The 18,921-nt window shown below is 36.1% G+C and carries 19 protein-coding genes, 1 pseudogene and 1 other annotated feature; of the genes and pseudogenes, 16 read left to right on the forward strand and 4 right to left on the reverse strand.

What is annotated here, in order from left to right; translation table 11 throughout:
- Positions 1-32: 32 nt before the first annotated feature.
- Positions 33-2,057, reverse strand: a complete 2,025-nt coding sequence (locus JFU23_RS17840) for a glycosyl hydrolase family 18 protein (protein ID WP_201032393.1) — start codon at positions 2,055-2,057, stop codon at positions 33-35.
- 372 nt (positions 2,058-2,429) lie between these two features.
- Between JFU23_RS17840 and JFU23_RS17845 the strand changes: the two genes are divergently transcribed.
- From JFU23_RS17845 to JFU23_RS17875, 7 genes and pseudogenes are all read left to right on the forward strand, one after another.
- On the forward strand, positions 2,430-2,792 hold the full coding sequence (locus tag JFU23_RS17845; RefSeq protein ID WP_075311927.1) for a DnaJ family domain-containing protein: 363 nt from the start codon (positions 2,430-2,432) through the stop codon (positions 2,790-2,792).
- A 165-nt stretch (positions 2,793-2,957) separates the two neighbouring features.
- Complete coding sequence (locus tag JFU23_RS17850) at positions 2,958-3,272, forward strand: thioredoxin family protein (protein WP_002063639.1); 315 nt, start codon at positions 2,958-2,960, stop codon at positions 3,270-3,272.
- 13 nt (positions 3,273-3,285) lie between these two features.
- Positions 3,286-3,534 (forward strand): hypothetical protein, encoded by a 249-nt coding sequence (locus JFU23_RS17855; protein ID WP_201032394.1) that lies wholly within the window; start codon positions 3,286-3,288, stop codon positions 3,532-3,534.
- A gap of 129 nt (positions 3,535-3,663) precedes the next feature.
- Positions 3,664-3,747 (forward strand): annotated as a pseudogene (locus JFU23_RS17860) (histidine kinase); the annotation flags it as partial.
- Positions 3,748-3,827: 80 nt separating this feature from the next.
- Positions 3,828-4,409 carry a TetR/AcrR family transcriptional regulator gene (locus tag JFU23_RS17865; protein WP_002124986.1) on the forward strand — a complete coding sequence of 194 codons (582 nt, stop codon included), beginning with the start codon at positions 3,828-3,830 and terminating at the stop codon, positions 4,407-4,409.
- 66 nt (positions 4,410-4,475) lie between these two features.
- Positions 4,476-5,693 carry an MFS transporter gene (locus tag JFU23_RS17870; RefSeq protein ID WP_201032395.1) on the forward strand — a complete coding sequence of 406 codons (1,218 nt, stop codon included), beginning with the start codon at positions 4,476-4,478 and terminating at the stop codon, positions 5,691-5,693.
- A 71-nt stretch (positions 5,694-5,764) separates the two neighbouring features.
- Positions 5,765-6,016, forward strand: coding sequence for a helix-turn-helix transcriptional regulator (locus JFU23_RS17875; protein WP_033715363.1), 252 nt, complete (start codon positions 5,765-5,767; stop codon positions 6,014-6,016).
- Between the two features lie 75 nt (positions 6,017-6,091).
- Here JFU23_RS17875 and JFU23_RS17880 read toward each other — a convergent pair whose 3' ends face one another.
- Together JFU23_RS17880 and JFU23_RS17885 are read right to left on the reverse strand one after the other, a co-directional pair.
- The gene (locus tag JFU23_RS17880) at positions 6,092-7,375 is read right to left on the reverse strand and encodes an MFS transporter (RefSeq protein ID WP_078204724.1); all 1,284 of its coding nucleotides are present in this window, start codon (positions 7,373-7,375) and stop codon (positions 6,092-6,094) included.
- A 108-nt stretch (positions 7,376-7,483) separates the two neighbouring features.
- On the reverse strand, positions 7,484-8,797 hold the full coding sequence (locus tag JFU23_RS17885; protein ID WP_201032396.1) for an alkaline phosphatase family protein: 1,314 nt from the start codon (positions 8,795-8,797) through the stop codon (positions 7,484-7,486).
- 154 nt (positions 8,798-8,951) lie between these two features.
- Between JFU23_RS17885 and JFU23_RS17890 the strand changes: the two genes are divergently transcribed.
- Together JFU23_RS17890 and proS are read left to right on the forward strand one after the other, a co-directional pair.
- A complete protein-coding gene (locus tag JFU23_RS17890) occupies positions 8,952-9,245 on the forward strand; it encodes a YesK-like family protein (RefSeq protein WP_002124993.1) in 294 nt (97 codons plus the stop codon).
- Between the two features lie 93 nt (positions 9,246-9,338).
- Positions 9,339-9,546, forward strand: a binding site (T-box leader).
- A 45-nt stretch (positions 9,547-9,591) separates the two neighbouring features.
- The gene (gene proS / locus JFU23_RS17895; RefSeq protein ID WP_201032397.1) at positions 9,592-11,022 is read left to right on the forward strand and encodes a proline--tRNA ligase; all 1,431 of its coding nucleotides are present in this window, start codon (positions 9,592-9,594) and stop codon (positions 11,020-11,022) included.
- Positions 11,023-11,138: 116 nt separating this feature from the next.
- Here proS and JFU23_RS17900 read toward each other — a convergent pair whose 3' ends face one another.
- Positions 11,139-12,125, reverse strand: coding sequence for an LPXTG cell wall anchor domain-containing protein (locus JFU23_RS17900; RefSeq protein ID WP_201032398.1), 987 nt, complete (start codon positions 12,123-12,125; stop codon positions 11,139-11,141).
- Positions 12,126-12,332: 207 nt separating this feature from the next.
- Between JFU23_RS17900 and JFU23_RS17905 the strand changes: the two genes are divergently transcribed.
- The 7 genes from JFU23_RS17905 to JFU23_RS17935 all read left to right on the forward strand — a co-directional run bounded on the left by JFU23_RS17905 (position 12,333) and on the right by JFU23_RS17935 (position 18,911).
- On the forward strand, positions 12,333-13,211 hold the full coding sequence (locus JFU23_RS17905; RefSeq protein WP_201032399.1) for an ROK family protein: 879 nt from the start codon (positions 12,333-12,335) through the stop codon (positions 13,209-13,211).
- A gap of 128 nt (positions 13,212-13,339) precedes the next feature.
- The gene (locus JFU23_RS17910) at positions 13,340-13,936 is read left to right on the forward strand and encodes a TerD family protein (RefSeq protein ID WP_002029589.1); all 597 of its coding nucleotides are present in this window, start codon (positions 13,340-13,342) and stop codon (positions 13,934-13,936) included.
- Positions 13,937-13,959: 23 nt separating this feature from the next.
- Positions 13,960-14,544, forward strand: coding sequence for a TerD family protein (locus JFU23_RS17915; protein WP_002124998.1), 585 nt, complete (start codon positions 13,960-13,962; stop codon positions 14,542-14,544).
- An 80-nt stretch (positions 14,545-14,624) separates the two neighbouring features.
- Positions 14,625-15,203, forward strand: a complete 579-nt coding sequence (locus JFU23_RS17920) for a TerD family protein (protein ID WP_002010227.1) — start codon at positions 14,625-14,627, stop codon at positions 15,201-15,203.
- 73 nt (positions 15,204-15,276) lie between these two features.
- Positions 15,277-16,068 carry a TerC family protein gene (locus JFU23_RS17925; RefSeq protein WP_002139507.1) on the forward strand — a complete coding sequence of 264 codons (792 nt, stop codon included), beginning with the start codon at positions 15,277-15,279 and terminating at the stop codon, positions 16,066-16,068.
- Between the two features lie 110 nt (positions 16,069-16,178).
- A complete protein-coding gene (locus tag JFU23_RS17930) occupies positions 16,179-17,810 on the forward strand; it encodes a YceG family protein (RefSeq protein ID WP_201032400.1) in 1,632 nt (543 codons plus the stop codon).
- An 18-nt stretch (positions 17,811-17,828) separates the two neighbouring features.
- Positions 17,829-18,911, forward strand: a complete 1,083-nt coding sequence (locus JFU23_RS17935) for a toxic anion resistance protein (protein WP_201032401.1) — start codon at positions 17,829-17,831, stop codon at positions 18,909-18,911.
- The last annotated feature ends 10 nt before the right edge of the window (positions 18,912-18,921 follow it).

Genomic DNA, 18,921 nt, shown 5'->3' on the forward strand with positions numbered 1-18,921 from the left:
AACTTTAGTGAAATAATTAATGGAGGTTACGTTTAGTTTTCGCTAATGGATGCATTTACAAGTTCGGCGGGATTGCCTGTTCCTGCCCCTCCGATTGTAACTGATCCACCAGGAGGAATTTCACCATTCCATCCTGCATTCGTAATTACGTAATGATTATTTATTTTACTACTAATTTTAGAATCCCAAACTTGTGTTAAATTGCCGTTATAATCAAATTCTAATTTCCAGTTTTTAATAGGGGTCGTTCCGCTATTTTTAATTACAATCGAGAAGTTGTAACCACTTCCCCAATTTGAAGTGACTGAAAAGGTAGCATTGCCATTTCCACCAGGAGGTGTTGTGTTAGCATCATCTGTTTTTATAAGAATAGAAGTAGGTTGTGATTTGTTACCAGCAGCATCTTTTGCTAATACTGAAAATGTGTATTCTGTATTAGGTTTCAAGTTTTTAATTGTAATGCTATTTGTTGTTGTACTCCATTTCTCTTCTCCGGCAGTAATTTCATATTCCGTAACTCCTACGTTATCAGTAGATGCAGTCCAGTTTAATTGAACTGAGTTTGAATTTTTATTTGTAACAGAAATATTTTTTACGTTTGTTGGTGATTCAGTATCTTTTTGAGTAATAGGTCCACCAAGTAATTCTTTTACTAACGTATCAAGTAATTTTGGTCCACTACAACTATATTTTGGACTTGTACGGCAATCCCCGCTTAGTTCCCAAAACATTGCGCCACTTAAACCTTTTGTCTTTATATAGTCTGTTTTATATTTCATAGATTCGTTGTCATCATAGCTAATAAACGTGCCTGTAGTCGCATTATATAAATAAGGTACTTTCGCTACATCGTTCCATCCGCGAACAAAACCATTTTTATTCACATAATTAGCTGCTAAATCACCATAATCGTACACACCTGTGTCACCGGTAGAATAATCATCCCAAGTACCTTTAGAAGCGAGCTTTCCGTCACTACCTGGTTTACAAGGTTGGTATTGCCCATTATTTTCTTTTCCGCAACTTTTCCATCCACGTCCGTAAAAAGGTACACCTAATACGAGTTTATCCGCTGGAACCCCTTCATTTGTATAAATGTCTATCGCACCATCTACGTAAAATTTCGTATCCGCTGCGGGGGCATTTGGATCTTTGTATAGTGCAGCATTATGGTTAGAAGTAGCTTCCCATCCACCGTGGAAATCGTATGTCATAATATTAATCCAATCCAGTATTTGAGAAATCTTCTTTAGCTCTGTATGATCCGCATAACGTTGGCTTGCACCTGACGCGATTGTTAGTAAATATTGTTTACCATCTTCTGCACCAGCTTTCGTTAATGCATTTCGAACATCTTGAAGGAGAAGGGTGAAGTTTTGTTTATCTTCAGGACGATAACTACCACCAGGAATCGTTTCAACACCCGGGTATTCCCAGTCTAAATCAACGCCGTCAAATCCATATTCACGAAGAAAAGCTACTGTAGATTCAGCGAATACTTTTCTTGTTTTTTCATCAGCGGCCATATCAGAAAAGCGGTTAGACCAAGTCCAGCCACCAACTGAAATAATTGTTTTTAAGTGAGGATACTTAGCTTTTAATCGTTTCAGTTCTCCGAAATTTCCACAGCGGGCATATTTATCACAATCTTCCCAAGTTGTACCCGATCCCGGATAAGATTTTGTGACATCAGCCCATGGTTCACCGAGTACGAGAGTGCCATTAGGGACCTCTTTATTTTGCAGTGGTACACCAGATTCTTTACAGTTCCACGTTTGTTTATTTGGATTATCGGGGTGAGTAGAAGGGTTTCCATGTTTTCCATTCCAGCAAATATCAGCGAAAGCATAGTTTAAATGAGTTAGCTTTGATGCATCAATGTCTGCAACTTGATAATTACGTCCGTAAACGCCCCATGAAGGAAAATACCCAACAATTTTTTGACCTTGCTTTGGTGAATCTGCTAATGCGAAATTTGGAGTAATAAAGTTTGTGAGAAAAAGAGGTAAGAAAAGTAGTAGGGATAGTAATAGCAGCGTGAATTTTTTTGATTTCATAGTCATTTCTCCTTTCAAAATAAAAGATATATTTAAAGGCATGCGCCAATAAACCAAAGTGAATCTAGCCGTATGAAACGTCTAGATAAAAATGATCAGACATCACGAAGTCTATACAAGGGAGCTGGGGGTGATTAAATCGTAGCAAATGCAAGATTTGGTGTAAACGCTTTATTTGATTCACAAAGATTTTCTCAATATTAAATGGCTCTAATACAGACTACACATGAAAATAAAATATTGATTAGGGAGGAAAAGGCTCCTTGTAATTAAATTTGAGAAAAAATTGTATAAAGTCAATTTGTAATAGCGTAGCAAGATGAGAAAATATCATGTAAAATAATAGTAAAAATATGTAAAGGAGCGAATGGTGTGGATGTCTTTTTGAACATTGCTGAAGAAAAAATTCGACAAGCAATACGGAATGGTGATCTCGATCATATTCCGGGGAAAGGAAAACCACTACAATTAGAAGACCTTTCAATGGTACCTCCAGAACTTAGAATGAGTTATAAAATCTTGAAAAATGCAGGTATGATTCCACCAGAAATGGAACTACAAAAAGATATATTAAAAATAGAAGACTTAATTGCGTGCTGTTATGATGAAGTAGAGAGAAAAGAATTACAAGAAGAGTTAACAGCAAAAACGCTGCGTTTTCAGCAGGTAATGGAAAAGAGAAAGATTAAAGATAGTTCAGCTTTTCGTATGTATCAGGATAAAGTGAAACTTTAATCAGTGGGGGCATCCCCCACTGATTATTAGCCTTCACCAATCGGGCATTTACGAGCAGCCCGACTCCCACCTAACTTCTTCGCTCCAACTGAATTTTGAGGTGGGAGTCTTACTGCTCGTTAATGCGGGGTAAAGTATTTCGTAAATTACGCTAAGAGGGATAAGATGAATACATTTGAAACGATAGAAGAATTAGCGACATATATTGAAGGACAACAATTAGTACTGCTGTTTATTAAAACGGAAAATTGTGGTGTTTGTGATGTTATGTTAAGAAAAGTAAATTGCGTATTAGAGAATTATGATTACGTAGAGAAAGTAGAAATATTACTACAAGACATGCAAGAGATTGCGGGGCGATATGCAGTATTTACAGGGCCAACAGTTTTATTATTTTATAATGGAAAAGAGATCCTTCGTGAATCGCGCTTCATTTCACTTGAAAATTTAGAGAGAACCATTCAATTATTCGAAGATTAAGGGAGGCTTTTATATGGAATTTATTATTGTCATACTATTATTTGTTGTAGTTGGAACGATCGTAACAGCAGTTCAATCAAACAAAAAGAAGGTAAATCTTACAAAACAAAATAACATTCATAATTCATCCAACAGCTCATCACCATTATTTTTCTTTGCTGGATCGGATAATGATAGCTCGCACGATGGAGGTTCACATGATTGCGGAGGTTCTTTTGGTGGAGATAGTGGAGGTAGCTGCGGTGGAGGCGGCGGTGATTGATGAGAATACGCCTTATAGGGGGCGTATTTCTTTTTAAATAAACGTTTGATTAGTTGGCTTACATATGCATAAAAACAGTTAAACAAACGTTTGATTAAATATTTTTAACATGCTAGGGGAAATGAAAAGGGAACCGTATTTCTTACTAAATTAGGATTTAAATTTGGAATAATACATATGATTCGAATGTGGTTTGAAAGTACGTTTTCTTAAATAAGGAGTATAGCCTCTTGCGATAGAGGTTTTTTATTTGTTATTATTAGACTGAACGGTCGGTTTAAAGAGGTGTGAATATGAGAAGAAGCGCAGAAGAGATAAAGAAAGAAATTGCCTATAAAGCAGAAAGTCTGTTTTCACAGAAGGGCTATGCAGCTACATCTATGGAAGAGATTTGTGAAATTACAGAGAGAAGTAAAGGAAGCATTTATTATCACTTTAAAAGTAAAGAAGAATTATTTTTATTTGTAGTGAAACAGCATACGTATGATTGGCTTGAAAAATGGAATGAAAAAGAGAAGTTGTATAGTACTAGTACTGAAAAACTATATGGTCTCGCGGAATATTATGTAGAGGACATACAGCAACCCATTTCAAATGCAATAGAGGAATTCTCTATGAGCCAAGTTGTAAGTAAAGAAATTCTGGATGAACTGTTAGCTTTAACTAGAGAATCATATGTTATGGTTGAGAAATTAATTGAAGCAGGTATACAGTCTGGAGAGTTTCAAGAAGATGATACGCGTGATCTTATGTATATTGTGAATGGATTATTATCGGGGCTTGGAGTACTTTACTATGAGTTAGATTATAAAGAGCTGAAACGTATTTATAAAAAGGCAATAGATGTATTGTTAAAAGGAATGGCAGCTGAATAATAGGTCAGTTGCTTTTCTTACAAAATAAATTAGACCGAACGGTCGGTTTATGAAAGGGGAATGAAAATGAACGCTTTATTTAAAAACCGAGCATTTATGCTCGTTATGGCATCTGATATTTTACAACAATTTGCAATTTGGATCAGAAATATGGCTCTTTTGTATTTCATAATGGAGCGAACGAATAATGATCCAGTTTCAGTTTCTTTATTATCGGTTATGGAATATGCACCTATTTTTATTTTCTCGTTTATCGGTGGGGCGCTAGCTGATCGCTGGAATCCAAAAAGAACGATGGTCGCTGGAGATGTATTAAGTGTACTGTCTATTGTAGGAATTGTCTTGTTGTTAAAGCTGGATTATTGGCAGGCTATATTTTTTGCAACACTCATTTCCGCGATTGTAGGTCAGTTTTCTCAGCCATCATCTTCGCGTATATTTAAACGCTATGTAAAAGAAGAACAGGTAACAAATGCGATTGCATTTAATCAAACATTACAGTCGCTATTTATGATTTTTGGACCAGTGGTAGGATCGCTTGTGTACACACAACTTGGTTTATTTACGTCACTATATAGCTTAATTATTTTATTTTTGTTATCTGCTATCGCTCTTTCATTTTTACCAAAATGGGTGGAACAAGAGCAAGTGGCGAGAGGTTCATTAAAAAATGATATAAAAGAAGGTTGGAAATACGTTCTTCATACGAAAAATTTACGTATGATTACGATCACTTTCACCATTATGGGCTTAGCTGTTGGACTAACGAATCCATTAGAAGTGTTTCTTGTAATAGAACGGCTTGGAATGGAAAAGGAAGCCGTTCAATATTTAGCCGCAGCTGATGGAATCGGTATGTTAATTGGTGGTATTGTTGCTGCTGTTTTCGCTGCAAAAGTAAATCCGAAAAAGATGTTTGTATTTGGTATGAGTATATTAGCAATCTCATTTTTAGTTGAAGGGTTGTCTACATCATTTTGGGTTACTAGTTTGATGCGATTTGGAACAGGTATTTGTTTAGCCTGTGTCAATATCGTTGTCGGTACGCTTATGATTCAACTTGTACCAGAAAATATGATTGGAAGGGTAAATGGGACAATTTTACCACTGTTTATGGGTGCAATGCTAATTGGAACTTCACTAGCTGGAGGATTGAAGGAAATGACGTCACTAGTTATTGTGTTTTGTATAGCGATGTCACTTATTTTATTAGCAATAGGTCCGGTTTTACGTATGCAAATAAAGAAAGAAGATATTGTGAATAGAGAGGAAATGACGAATTGATTAGTTTCGAAATAGCTATTGTAAGGGAGCAGAATTGCTCCCTTTTCTTGTGGCAATCTTTTGACAATGACATGCCCCAACTATATACTGATGATGTAAAAACGATTTTACAGGTTAGGAGAAACGGTGTGAAAAATCAAATCTATGAATTGCGCACTGCAAATAGTATTTCACAAGGTGCATTAGCGGATAAGTGTAACGTATCAAGACAGACGATAAATGCAATTGAGAATAATAAATATGATCCAAGCTTAGCACTAGCATTCCGGTTAGCAGAAGTATTAGGAACAACTGTCGATAAACTATTTTTGTACAAGCTTTAGAGTTTTTAATTGTAGGGCGTTATCGTTAAAAATATAAGAGAAAGATCCCCTTCTTGTGTGAAGGGGATCTTTCTCTTATATTGTTTTAGTTTTCGGATTAGGTGGTGTAACGGACGTATTATTTTCGGGTACTCTAGTTAATAAGAATCCACCGATAATAAATAAGACAATAATACTAAGGACACCAGCGTTTGTTTTTCCTGTTAATTGGGTTGTGACACCAACTAATACCGGACCCATAATTGCCGCGAATTTACCAAAGATATTATAAAATCCGAAGAATTCATTTGCAGATTCTTTCGGTACTAGTTTTGCGAAATAAGAACGGCTAAGTGCTTGAATTCCGCCCTGAGAAGTAGCAACTAACATTGCTAAAATCCAGAAATCAAACGTCGTTTTTAAGAAATAAGCATATGTGCAAATAATGATATAAATGATAATGCCGACATATAGCATTTTTTTACCGGTAAATGTTTCCGATAGTTTTCCATATAATAAAGCAAATGGACAAGCGACAATTTGTGTTACAAATAAGATGATTAATAGATTGGTTGCACTAATACCGAGATCTGTTCCGTAAGCAGTAGACATAGTGATAATTGTATCTACCCCATCAATGTAGAAAAAGTAAGCTATTAGGAACATAAATACAGTTTTATATTCTTTAATATTTTTAAACGTATTAGCAAGGCGCTTGAAGCTCATTGCAATTGGTCTTGGATGACGTTCAATATAGTGTGTTTGCTCTACATTTTTTAGCATTGGTATCGTAAATAGTCCCCACCAAAGAGCTGTTATTGCAAAGGAAATTTGACTAGCAATTCCGACTGATAAGGGGATAGTTCCTTTTTGAGCAAGAATAATAAGAGCAATACAACCGATAAAAGGAATTGTGCTCCCAATGTAACCTAATGCAAAACCTCGCGTAGAAATTCGGTCCATTCTATCTCCAGAGGTAACATCTACTAGAAATGCATCATAAAAAATATTTGCTCCAGCAAAGCCAACTAATGCGAGCATATAGCATCCTAGTAATAAGTACCACTGAGATGTTGGAACAACTGCTAGCATACTTGTAAATACGATACCGAGTCCAAAGAAGAATGTGAAAAATCGTTTTTTAAATCCCTTATAATCAGCAACCGTCCCGAGAATAGGAGCGAGTATAGAAATTAAAAGTGTAGCGAACGAGTTTGCATATCCCCAATAGGCTGTTGAAGTTGCACCAGATAGTCCAGCTTCTTTTGCAGCTGCTTTAAAGTAAATTGGAAATAATGCAGTTGTAATGACGAGCGAATATACCGAGTTCGCCCAATCGTACAATATCCAGCTTTTTTCTTGTCTGGACATTTTTTTCATATAATGTTCCCCCTTAAATTTGTTCTACTAACAGTGTACAAAAATAAAAATTATAAAAAGAGAAACAGTGATGATTTTTACATAACTTTTACATATATACACAGTTCTTTACAATTGAAGTAAATCCTCTACAATTGCGCCGTCTGTTTCACCTAAGTGCAAACCGAGTAACCTAGCGATAGTCGGACCTTCATCAATCAGTCTCATATACGGAATTGTAACGCCGCTTTGAATGCCTTTCCCAGCAGCCATAAAAATTGTTTCATAGTTAGGTTTTGTTGGGGAATATCCATGTGTTCCAAATGTATATTTCTTACTAGAATTAACATCTTCTTTATTAATTTCTTTTATGAAATCACCTGTATAATTTTCAATGAAGTAATAACCTTCCATGGCCTCTAGCATAAATAAGCAATTACCATCAGCGCCACGTTCTTTTGCATCTTCATCGTGCAGAATAAATTCAATTCCATTTTGTTTATCCTGAAGAAGCTCTTCAAGAAGAAGTTGAATCTCTTTAATCGTTTCATTATCATTTTTATCCTTTACATGTACGTAGGCAGATCCATCACAGCTTTGGCAATAAGCTTTCCAATCGTGTATTTTTCCACGTTTATTTACGGATATAAGCCCTTTTTGACAGAATAGGACATTTAATTGGATTGCTTTGTTTTCACTTAAAGCGCTATGGTCACCAAGTGCAATAATTGTACTTTCTTCGTATATACCACTTTCTTTTAATGTATGGATAATTTTTCCTAGGCGTTCGTCGTGTCTGTGGATTGCAGCTACTGTTTCCTCAGACTCGAAGCCATGGTAATGTCTTTGAGTATCTAAATCAGTAAAATGTACAAACATAACATTAGGCTTTTTTGTCTGAATTGTATGTAGGGCAGAAGCAAGGACGAAATTATCAAGCTCAGGTTGTGACAATCCATTTCGTATATGGCCGAAACGATGATTTAAATCTAATTGATATAGCGGGCTACCGCTAAATAATGAAACTAAAATTTGATTTTGCCACGGTCTATTTGGAAAAATTTCTGGTAAATTGTAATCGATATTTGCTCTTCCAGTAACAGGCCATAGAAGGGCTGCTGTCGTTAAATTTGCTTTGCGTGCTTCATCATATAAAGTTGTTCCTTTAATGGACTTTCGGTACCAATGCCAATCTGGTGAATCACGTCCTGGTTGAAGTAATGTATTGCTGACAACGCCATGCTTATTAGGATAATTACCGGTTACGATTGTTGAGTGGCTTGGATATGTTACAGAAGGATAAATTGGCTCCACTTTTTTCGCAATCGCGCCTTTTTTTATTAAAGTTTGGAAATTAGGTAGTTTTTGTAATATAGGAAAATCTAAAGCTGATAAGCAGTCGAAAGATAAAATAATGACGCGATTTGTTAATGCTTTATCCATAAAGTTTCCCTCCTGATTATATAAAACCTATTCTTATATATTACTATTAATACCTGGTAATAAAAATATATTTTTGAATAAAATTTCGTTATTTATTTTCAGAAAAATTAAACATATAATAAGTATAAGGGAATGAATGGAAGGAGGGAATACTATGGATTGGCTAGATGGATTTGGTATCTTTTACATCATTGGCGGAGTCACCGTTCTCCTTGTATTTTTTATGTCATATTTACTAAAGAAACGTTTTCCAGACAAACAGTTTGATATTATATTTGCACTTAGTTTAGTACTTCTTTGTTTAGCTTTCTTTCCTGTAACAATGATCGCTATTGGTGGTTGGGAAGGAATGGGATACGGATTTATTTGTTTCTTCGTTTTAATTGGTACACTAATTGGTATGGTTGCTCATCAACTTGTAAAAATAGTTCGGAAAAGTTACGTATAAAACAGTGATAATTGAAAATAATGTATAAAAATAAGAAAATTGGCTCTTGTTTTGAAATAAAATTTATATTATGATATTCAACAAATTTATTTTGTTATAACGATGAAAAAGGAATAGTACATGTCTTACCTTTTTGCAGAGAGAGAATCCTTTTGGCTGGAAGATTCTTAAAGAGGTGATATGGAACCTACCTTTGAGTTCTGCATATGCAGCGGGAAATTCCCGTTATCAAAAAGAGAGCATACTCAATTTTTTTGTGTATGAATCAGGGTGGTAACGCCGACAAAGCTCGGTCCCTATTTGGGGACGCGGGCTTTTTCTATTTTCTAAAGGAGGAAGAATAACTATGGTAAAAGAACAAGTACAAGCCATTACGAAGATGGAAGAAGACTTTGCTCAGTGGTATACCGATATTGTAAAAAAAGCGGAGCTTGTTGATTATTCAAGTGTGAAAGGTTGTATGATTTTACGTCCATACGGTTATGCATTATGGGAAAATATGCAGAAAGTAATGGATGAAAAATTAAAAGAATCTGGTCATGAAAATGTGTACATGCCAATGTTTATTCCAGAGAGTTTATTACAAAAAGAGAAAGATCATGTTGAAGGATTTGCTCCTGAAGTAGCATGGGTTACTCATGGCGGGGATGAGAAATTGGCGGAAAGACTTTGTATACGCCCTACATCTGAAACTTTATTTTGTGAGCATTTTTCAAAAATTGTTCAATCATATAATGATTTACCAAAGTTATATAACCAGTGGTGTTCAGTAGTTCGTTGGGAGAAGACGACGAGACCATTCCTTCGTACAACTGAATTTTTATGGCAAGAAGGTCATACGATTCATGAAACGGCAGAAGAATCTCAAATTGAAACATTAAATATTTTAAATCTATATGCTGCTTTTTGTGAAGAGTATTTAGCGATTCCGGTTATTAAAGGGCAAAAAACAGAAAAAGAAAAGTTTGCAGGAGCGAAGGCAACTTATACGATTGAAAGTTTAATGCATGATGGAAAAGCACTTCAAACAGGAACATCTCATAACTTTGGAACGAATTTCTCTGAAGCATTTGATATTAAGTTTTTAGACCGTAACGGTAAATGGCAATACGTACATCAAACATCTTGGGGTGTATCAACAAGAATGATAGGTGGACTTATTATGGTTCATAGCGATAATAACGGACTTGTAATGCCGCCAAAAGTCGCTCCAGTACAAGTTGTTATCGTTCCTATTGCTCAGCACAAAGAAGGTGTGTTAGAAAAAGCAACAGAGTTGCAAGGACGTATTCAGAAGGTTGCACGTGTAAAAATAGATGCTAGCAATAAAACACCTGGCTGGAAATTTAATGAGTATGAAATGAAGGGTGTTCCAATTAGATTAGAAGTTGGTCCAAAGGATATTGAAAAGAATCAAGTTGTACTTGTAAGGCGAGATACGAAAGAAAAAGAGTTTATATCAATGGATCAATTAGAAGAACGCATTCCAGTACTACTTGAGGAAATTCACCATTCTTTATTTAGCAAAGCAAAAGTATTTCGCGATGAGAATACGTATAGTGTGACGAATTTCGAAGAGATGAAAAAAGCGGCTGATGAAAAGCAAGGATTTATTAAAGCGATGTGGTGTGGAGAACTAGCTTGTGAAGAAAAATTAAAAGAAGAAGTTGGAGTATCTTCACGTTGTATGCCTTTTGAGCAAGAGCATTTAGCTGACGAATGTATTTGCTGTGGTAAAGAAGCTAAGCAAATGGTGTATTGGGGAAAAGCGTATTAATGCTTTTTTGATAGATGATGAAAAGGACTTTGGGCTGCATAATAAAATGCAATCCAAAGCCCTTTTTAGTTTTACAATTTGTTTCATGTATTTTTTAGATGGAAGGATGTTGTTTTTTATTTTGCGTTTTTACGGCGAATAAATAGTAACATACCAATTAGGAATGTTGAAAGTCCCATTAAAATAGATGCAGGATAATGTGTTGCAGTATTAGGTAACTTATCGCCTTGTTTTACTGAATTATCTTTTGCTTTGCCATTTTGAGAGCCATTATCACCTTGAGAACTGCTGTCGCCTTTAACACGGTTGCCGCCCTGAGAGCCATTGCCACCAGAGCCACTGCCACCAGAGCCACTGCCACCAGAGCCGTTGCCGCCAGAACCGTTGCCACCAGAGCCATTGTCACCAGAACCGTTGCCGCCCTGAGAGCCACTGCCACCAGAGCCACTGCCACCAGAACCACTGCCACCAGAACCGTTGCCACCAGAGCCATTGCCGCCAGAACCGTTGCCACCAGAGCCATTGTCACCAGAACCGTTGCCGCCAGAGCCGTTGCCGCCAGAACCGTTGCCACCAGAGCCATTGTCACCAGAGCCGTTGCCACCAGAACCACTGCCACCAGAACCGTTACCACCAGAACCACTGCCACCAGAGCCATTGCCGTCAGAACCGTTGCCACCAGAACCACTGCCACCAGAACCGTTACCACCAGAACCACTGCCACCAGAACCGTTACCACCAGAACCATTGCCGTCAGAACCGTTGCCACCAGAACCACTGCCACCAGAACCGTTGCCACCAGAACCATTGCCACCAGAGCCATTGCCGTCAGAACCGTTGCCACCAGAATCACTGCCACCAGAGCCATTGCCACCAGAACCGTTGCCACCAGAACCATTGCCGTCAGAACCACTATCGTCCTGAGAACCATTGTTTCCTGGAGGTTTATTATTATCTTTTGAATTACCTTCTGCTAAATTATCGTTATTTTGTACAATAGCGTTTGTTATTGGATTGAAGTTTTCAGTTGCAGCATTACCAATATTTAAGCCACTAAAAAAGGATAAAGAAAGTGTTGATGCTAAAATGAATATTTTTGTCATTGTTTTCCTCCTGAAGAAAAAATTATTGTTCCATCTAAAATACACCCCTTTGTAATATTTCATAGGAAAAAGAGTTTTATGCAAAAAAAACTATATATAGAAAAAGGTGGTGTATTTCTAAAGGGAGAAAAGAGTTAATGTAAATTCCTTGCAAATAGTAGAGTGATGGAGAATTTACACTCATAACAGTAGAGGAAGTGGCAACGGATGAAAGAATATATTGCATTTGATATTGGTGGTACGCAAATTAAATATGGAATTGTTTCAGAAATAGGGGTAGTACTAATACATAAAAAGGTCCCAACAGAAATTCACTTGGGCGGGGAACAAATTGTTCAAAAACTTATATGTTTATCAAAAAAGTTAATGACTGAACATACTATTTCCGGAATTGGTATTAGTACAGCGGGAATTGTTGATATTGATAAAGGAGTTATAACGGGAGGTGTGGATCATATTCCGCGTTATGCTAATATTTCTATTGTTGAGAGATTGCAAGAAGTATTAAAAGTTCCTGTATCTATTGAAAATGATGTTAATTGTGCAGCCTTAGGCGAGAAATGGAAAGGTACAGGGAGGGGAGAAAGCGATTTTATTATGCTTACGCTTGGAACGGGCATTGGTGGAGCAATTGTTATAAATGGAGAGTTATACCGTGGACATTCGTTTGGCGCTGGGGAATGGGGGAACATGTTAATAGAAGGGAAAACTTTTGAGGAGGTTGCCTCAATTTCGGGATTAATTCATCTCGTCCGAAGATATAAAGGTAAAAAGGAGTGGGATGGTAAAACAATTTTCGAATTATATGATAAGGGTGATAGCGGTGTTACTCAAGCCGTGAAGATTTTCTTTAAACATTTGGCGATTGGTATTAGCAATCTTGCTTATATTTTTAATCCGAAAATGATTATTATTGGTGGGGGAATTACTGAAAGAGGAGATGATTTCTTAAATGAAGTGAAGGAAGAGATAGGAACATACTTAAATCAAGATATTTATAGTAATTGTGAGATTAAACTTGCGCAAAGCGGCAATTGTGCAGGAATGATTGGTTCTATTTACCACTTATTACATCAGTATAAATAAATATAGTATCTGTTTTCATATAATTGAGAATTTATCCTTTTTCTCATTAGATAAATAATGCTACAATATAAGAGGAGAATACAATGTTTTCCGATTTGGAAAATGCTTTGTAGAAAGGAAGAAACTTCATGCCTATTATTTTAGAAAAAGGACAAAAGATTGATTTAACGAAAGGACAACCGAGAGTAGCGAAACTTCAGGTTGGCTTAGGCTGGGATCCAATTGGGCAATCAGGTGGGTTTCTGTCTTCTTTATTTGGAAGTAAACCAAGTGTAGATTGTGATGCATCTGTTGTTATGTTAGAAGGGGATCGTTTTTTAAACAAAAATGATCTAGTTTACTTCGGCAACAAACTTTCTACTTGTGGTAGTATTATTCATTCAGGAGATAATTTAACAGGTGAAGGCGCTGGTGACGACGAAACAATTTTCGTAGAATTACATAAAGTTCCGAGCCGTATTAATCGTTTAGTATTCGTTGTAAATATTTATGACTGTGTAAATCGTCGTCAAGATTTTGGGATGATTCGCAATGCATATATTCGTATTCAAAACCCACAAACAGGTGAAGAATTAGCACGTTATAACTTGTCAGATAATTACGCTGGCAAAATGACTTTAATTGCAGGGGAAATGTATCGAGACGGAAACGAATGGAAGTTTTCAGCAGTTGGAGAAGGAACACAAGATAAAAACTTAAGTGAGATTGTATCACGTTATCAATAAGATAAACCAAGGAGGAATTGTATATGGCATCAATTTCATTGAAAAAAGGACAAAAGGTAGACTTAACAAAAACAAATCCAGGTCTTTCGAAAGTTCTTGTAGGACTTGGTTGGGATACGAATCGTTATGACGGACAAAGCGATTTCGATTTAGATGTTAGTATCTTCTTAGTAGGTGCTAACGGTAAAGTTTCAGGAGCAGAGGATTTCGTTTTCTATAATAATCCAAAAGGTGCGAATGGTGCTGTAGAGCATTTAGGAGATAACCGTACAGGTGCAGGTGAAGGCGACGATGAAACAATTAAAATAGACTTAAAAAATGTTCCTGCACATATCGAACGTATTTGCTTCACAATCACGATTTATGATGGAGAAGGCCGTAGCCAAAACTTCGGACAAGTTTCTAACTCATTCGTACGCATTATGGATGAAGAAAAGAATGCAGAATTAATTCGTTACGATTTAGGAGAAGATTTCTCTATTGAAACTGCAGTAGTAGTAAGTGAATTATACCGTCACGCAGGTGAATGGAAATTCAATGCAATCGGAAGTGGATTCCAAGGTGGATTAGGTTCTCTATGTAATAACTTTGGTTTAGATGTAGAGTAATAGATTTATATATCCATCGGTGAAACGCGTATTTACTGATGGATATATTTTTTGAAATTAAAATATAGAGGTGAATATATATGGTTATTCAATTGCAAAAAGGACAGAAAATAGATTTAGCTAAAACAAGCCCAGGTTTATCAAGAGCAGTAATTGGTCTAGGATGGGATATTAAATCTTATGATGGTGGATCTGATTTCGATTTAGATGCATCTGCCTTTTTATTAGATGCGAACGGGAAATGTACGAAGGAAACTGATTTTATTTTCTATAATAATTTACAGTCTCCTTGTGAATCAGTTTTACATACAGGAGATAACCGTACAGGTGCAGGTGACGGTGATGATGAGCAACTTGTTGTCGATTTGAAAAAGGTTCCAGCAGATGTTCATAAAATTGCTATTACAGTTACAATTTATGATGGAGAAGGCCGTAATCAAAACTTTGGACAGGTTGCAAATGCATTCGTTCGTTTAGCAAATGAAGAAACAAACGAAGAAGTTCTTCGTTTTGATTTAGGGGAAGATTTCTCCATTGAAACAGCAGTTGTCTTTTGTGAATTATATCGTCATAATGGACAGTGGAAGTTTAGTGCAGTAGGAAGTGGATTCCAAGGTGGATTAGGTGCGCTTGTAAGAGCGTATGGCTTGGATGCATAAGAAGGGAAACGGTATTCGTTTCCTTTTTTTGACCTTTCTATAAATCTAGCAAAGAATAGGGGATAAAGGTAAGATGAGTATTTTGCAAGGAATCCTTGATACGTATGCTCAGTTTTTCGACTTGGACATGTGGATTAAAGTGTTACAAGATCCAGTATCTTGGGGGTTAATAGGTACACTTGTTGTACTTGAAGGATTATTATCTGCTGACAATGCACTTGTGTTAGCGGTAATGGTAAAACATCTTCCAGAAGAAAAACGAAAAAAAGCATTATTCTATGGACTGATTGGAGCTTATGTATTCCGTTTTATTGCAATTGGAATCGGAATGTTCTTAATTAAATTAGCATGGGTAAAAGTGTTAGGTGCACTTTACTTAGCTTGGCTATCAATTAAATACTTCATTGATAAACGAAAAGGTAATGCAGAAGAAGAGGAAGCTCATGGTATGAACCAAAATAGTATTCTCTTCAGAATGTTTGGTGTCTTCTGGGGAACGGTTGCGATGGTTGAGTTAATGGATATTGCGTTCTCTGTAGATAGTGTACTTGCTGCATTTGGTGTATCGAATGAAGTTTGGATTTTACTATTAGGTGGAATGCTCGGTATTTTAATGATGCGCGGTATCGCTGGCGTATTCTTAAAATTGTTAGAGCGTATTCCAGAACTTGAAACGACAGCATATATTTTAATCTTAATTATTGCAGCAAAAATGCTACTGTCTGTCGTTCATATTGAAGTAAGTCATATGCTGTTCTTTATTATTTTAGTTATAGCGTTTGGAGCAACATTTATACTTCACTACATGAAGAATTCTGGACAAGCTAAAGAAGAAGTTGCAGCTACTAAAAATGAACATAAATAATTGAAATGGGTTTGCTCGTTATGCGAGCGCCCATTTTTTATAACTAAAAATAGTTTATAATAGAAGAGAGACTTTATAAAAAACGTAAATGTTTTTGGAGGTGAACTGTTGTGTTTTCACGTTTTACACTTCAACCATATGCATTAAAAGATGAATCAGATTTAAAGCAATTTGAAGCGCTTTTAGAAAAACGCCCACAATATGAACTGACAGAGAATGAGATGAAATTTAGTTATATAGCAAGTCGCATTCTTGGTGTTCCGAATGATGTAGATGAATATTTCAATGAACTATTTGATTATAATGAAGCAAAAGGGATCGAGGTTTTGCATGAACAAAATTTAAATAAGGTGATTGATCCCGAAAAACTGCGCCATATTCAAGAAGTTTTTGCATTACATCAAGAAGCGCCGAATGGACTTACAGTAAATAGGCTTGTAGCACATTTGTCCGGAAAACAACTATTACCGCAAGTAGACAATCCTGATTTACAGCATTATATACATACGACGTTTATTTCTGTATTGAAATTGTACGAGAAACAACATAATCAATCTTTAAAAACAGAAGGATTCCGGCGTTTCTTAATCGATATGATTAAATTAAGTGAAAATTACGTAGCGAAGTGGTTCTCTACGATTAATTATAAGAAACAAATGCCGCGTATCGTTTGGTACGGTGATGCGACGGAGAGTCGTATATATTTCTTATACTTTCTTATTATGCTCGGCTGCGATGTGCTTTATTATCACCCAGAAGGAAAAGATGGATTTGAGAGTGTAGATGAGGAAGGAAAGACCTTTGTCGTATCTCATTCAGGCCGTATTTCCTTGGAACCATTTCCTGATCGGCGTCGTGAACGCGTCGCAACGGTAGCTTATCAAGCTTCAAAAGAAATCGAGCAAGTACTTCACCACGATAATTCATTATTATACAAACCGTGGCAATTCCGTTCGTATACACCTGTAGCCCGTACGCTCAAAACGACGTACGATGAACTCTTTTTAATTACGAAAGAAAAGGCATTTGTACGTCCAACATTCTTTGTTGAAAATAAGCATATTTATATTCCTTCTTTATTTGCAAAAATATCAGGTGTTTCAAAGAATGATAAAGAATATTTTCAGCGATTAAAGGCTGTTACATCGTTTGATAACAGTTTATTAATTAATACATTCCCGTTTACGAAAGAACAAAAAGCGAATTTCCAATATCATTATCGAGATGCATTGGACCGCGCAGGGAAGTTACATCCGGATTTAATTATGAACAGCCATTGGTGGCCACATAAGCGTTTACCAGAAGGATTACAACATGGTATTGCAGAAGCAATCATCCATACGTGTGAAAGTGAAATGTGTAAACCAATTGCGAAAGAGACGAAACAAGATGTAGCACTTTATGTTTTCGCACAACTCTCTCAAATACCACCGAACATTTTAGAGCAGCTTGAGAAATTTGATTATTCGCAAGAAGTACCGAAAATTGTTATATTTAATAATGAGAAGAGCGGAGAATTAAGTCGTTCTGATGCTGTGTTATTACTATTTTTAAATCAAATTGGAGTAGATGTATTTCACTTTAATCCAACGGGGAGAAACGATATTGAACCGTATATTGAATCAGGAGCATTTGATTCACATTGGCTTGAAGAAGTTAATTTCGATCTTGAATTTCATGGTTCATCAGCCTATAAAAATTTATCACAAACAATAAAAGGACTATTTCGTCCATTTTTATAAGGAAAGGGAGAATACCATATGAATAACCCAGTCGTACTAGATTCGAAAACAGAATTGAATGAGCAAACCGCACAAGATGTTCGCTTGCAACTTAGACAAGATGCAGAAGTGCAACGTATTTATAACGCAGTAGATATTAAAGATCAATTAGAATTAATAGAACTCGGAAAAGAACCTTCTATGGAAATTTCACGTTTCGCTGATCAAATTTTACATACAATGTCTTTATCGAAAGTAGAAGACTCTGGTGAATTATTAAAACAGCTTGGTAAAATTATGGACAGATTTGATAGTAAAGACTTTGTGGAAGAGAAAAGTGGTTTCTTCTCACGTATGTTCAAAAAAGCAGATAAAATGATTGAACAAATCTTTAGTAAGTATCAGACGATGGGTCGCGAAATGGATAAAGTATACGTAGAAATTACGAAGTATCAAGATGAAATGAAAAAATCAATTGGTACGTTAGATGGTTTATATGAGCAAAACTTAAAGTATTATTTAGACTTAGAAAAATACGTAGTAGCAGGGGAAATGTTATTAGAGCGTTTAAATACAGAGTTAGTTCCGATGTACGAAGAGCGCATACGTAATAATGATCAGTTAGCGGGTATTGAATTAGAATCGCTTAAAAACTCTGTTGAAATTTTAGAACAACGTATTGATGATTTAGAAAAAGCACGTATGGTTGCTCTATTAACGGCACCACAAATTCGTATGATTCAACGCGGTAACAATAAATTAATCGGTAAAATCAATACAGCATTTATTACAACGATTCCTATCTTTAAAAATGGTATCATTCAAGCGGTAAATGCGAAACGTCAAAAGCTTGTTGCGGACTCTATGGCTGAACTTGATCGCCGTACAAATGAATTACTTAAGAAAAATGCACAAAATATCGCAACTCAGAGTGTGGAAGTAGCGAGATTATCAGGTTCTTCTAGTATTAAGATGGAAACACTTGAGGAAACTTGGAACATTATTTCAAGAGGTATGCAAGAAACACAACAAATTGAAGAGCAAAATAAACGTGAGCGTGAAGAAAGTCGCAAGCGTATGGCTACATTAACAGAGAATATCAAAAAAGAATTACAAGGATAAAGTGAAACTT

This window comes from Bacillus sp. TH50 (genome assembly GCF_016650565.1).
GTDB lineage: Bacteria > Bacillota > Bacilli > Bacillales > Bacillaceae_G > Bacillus_A > Bacillus_A mycoides.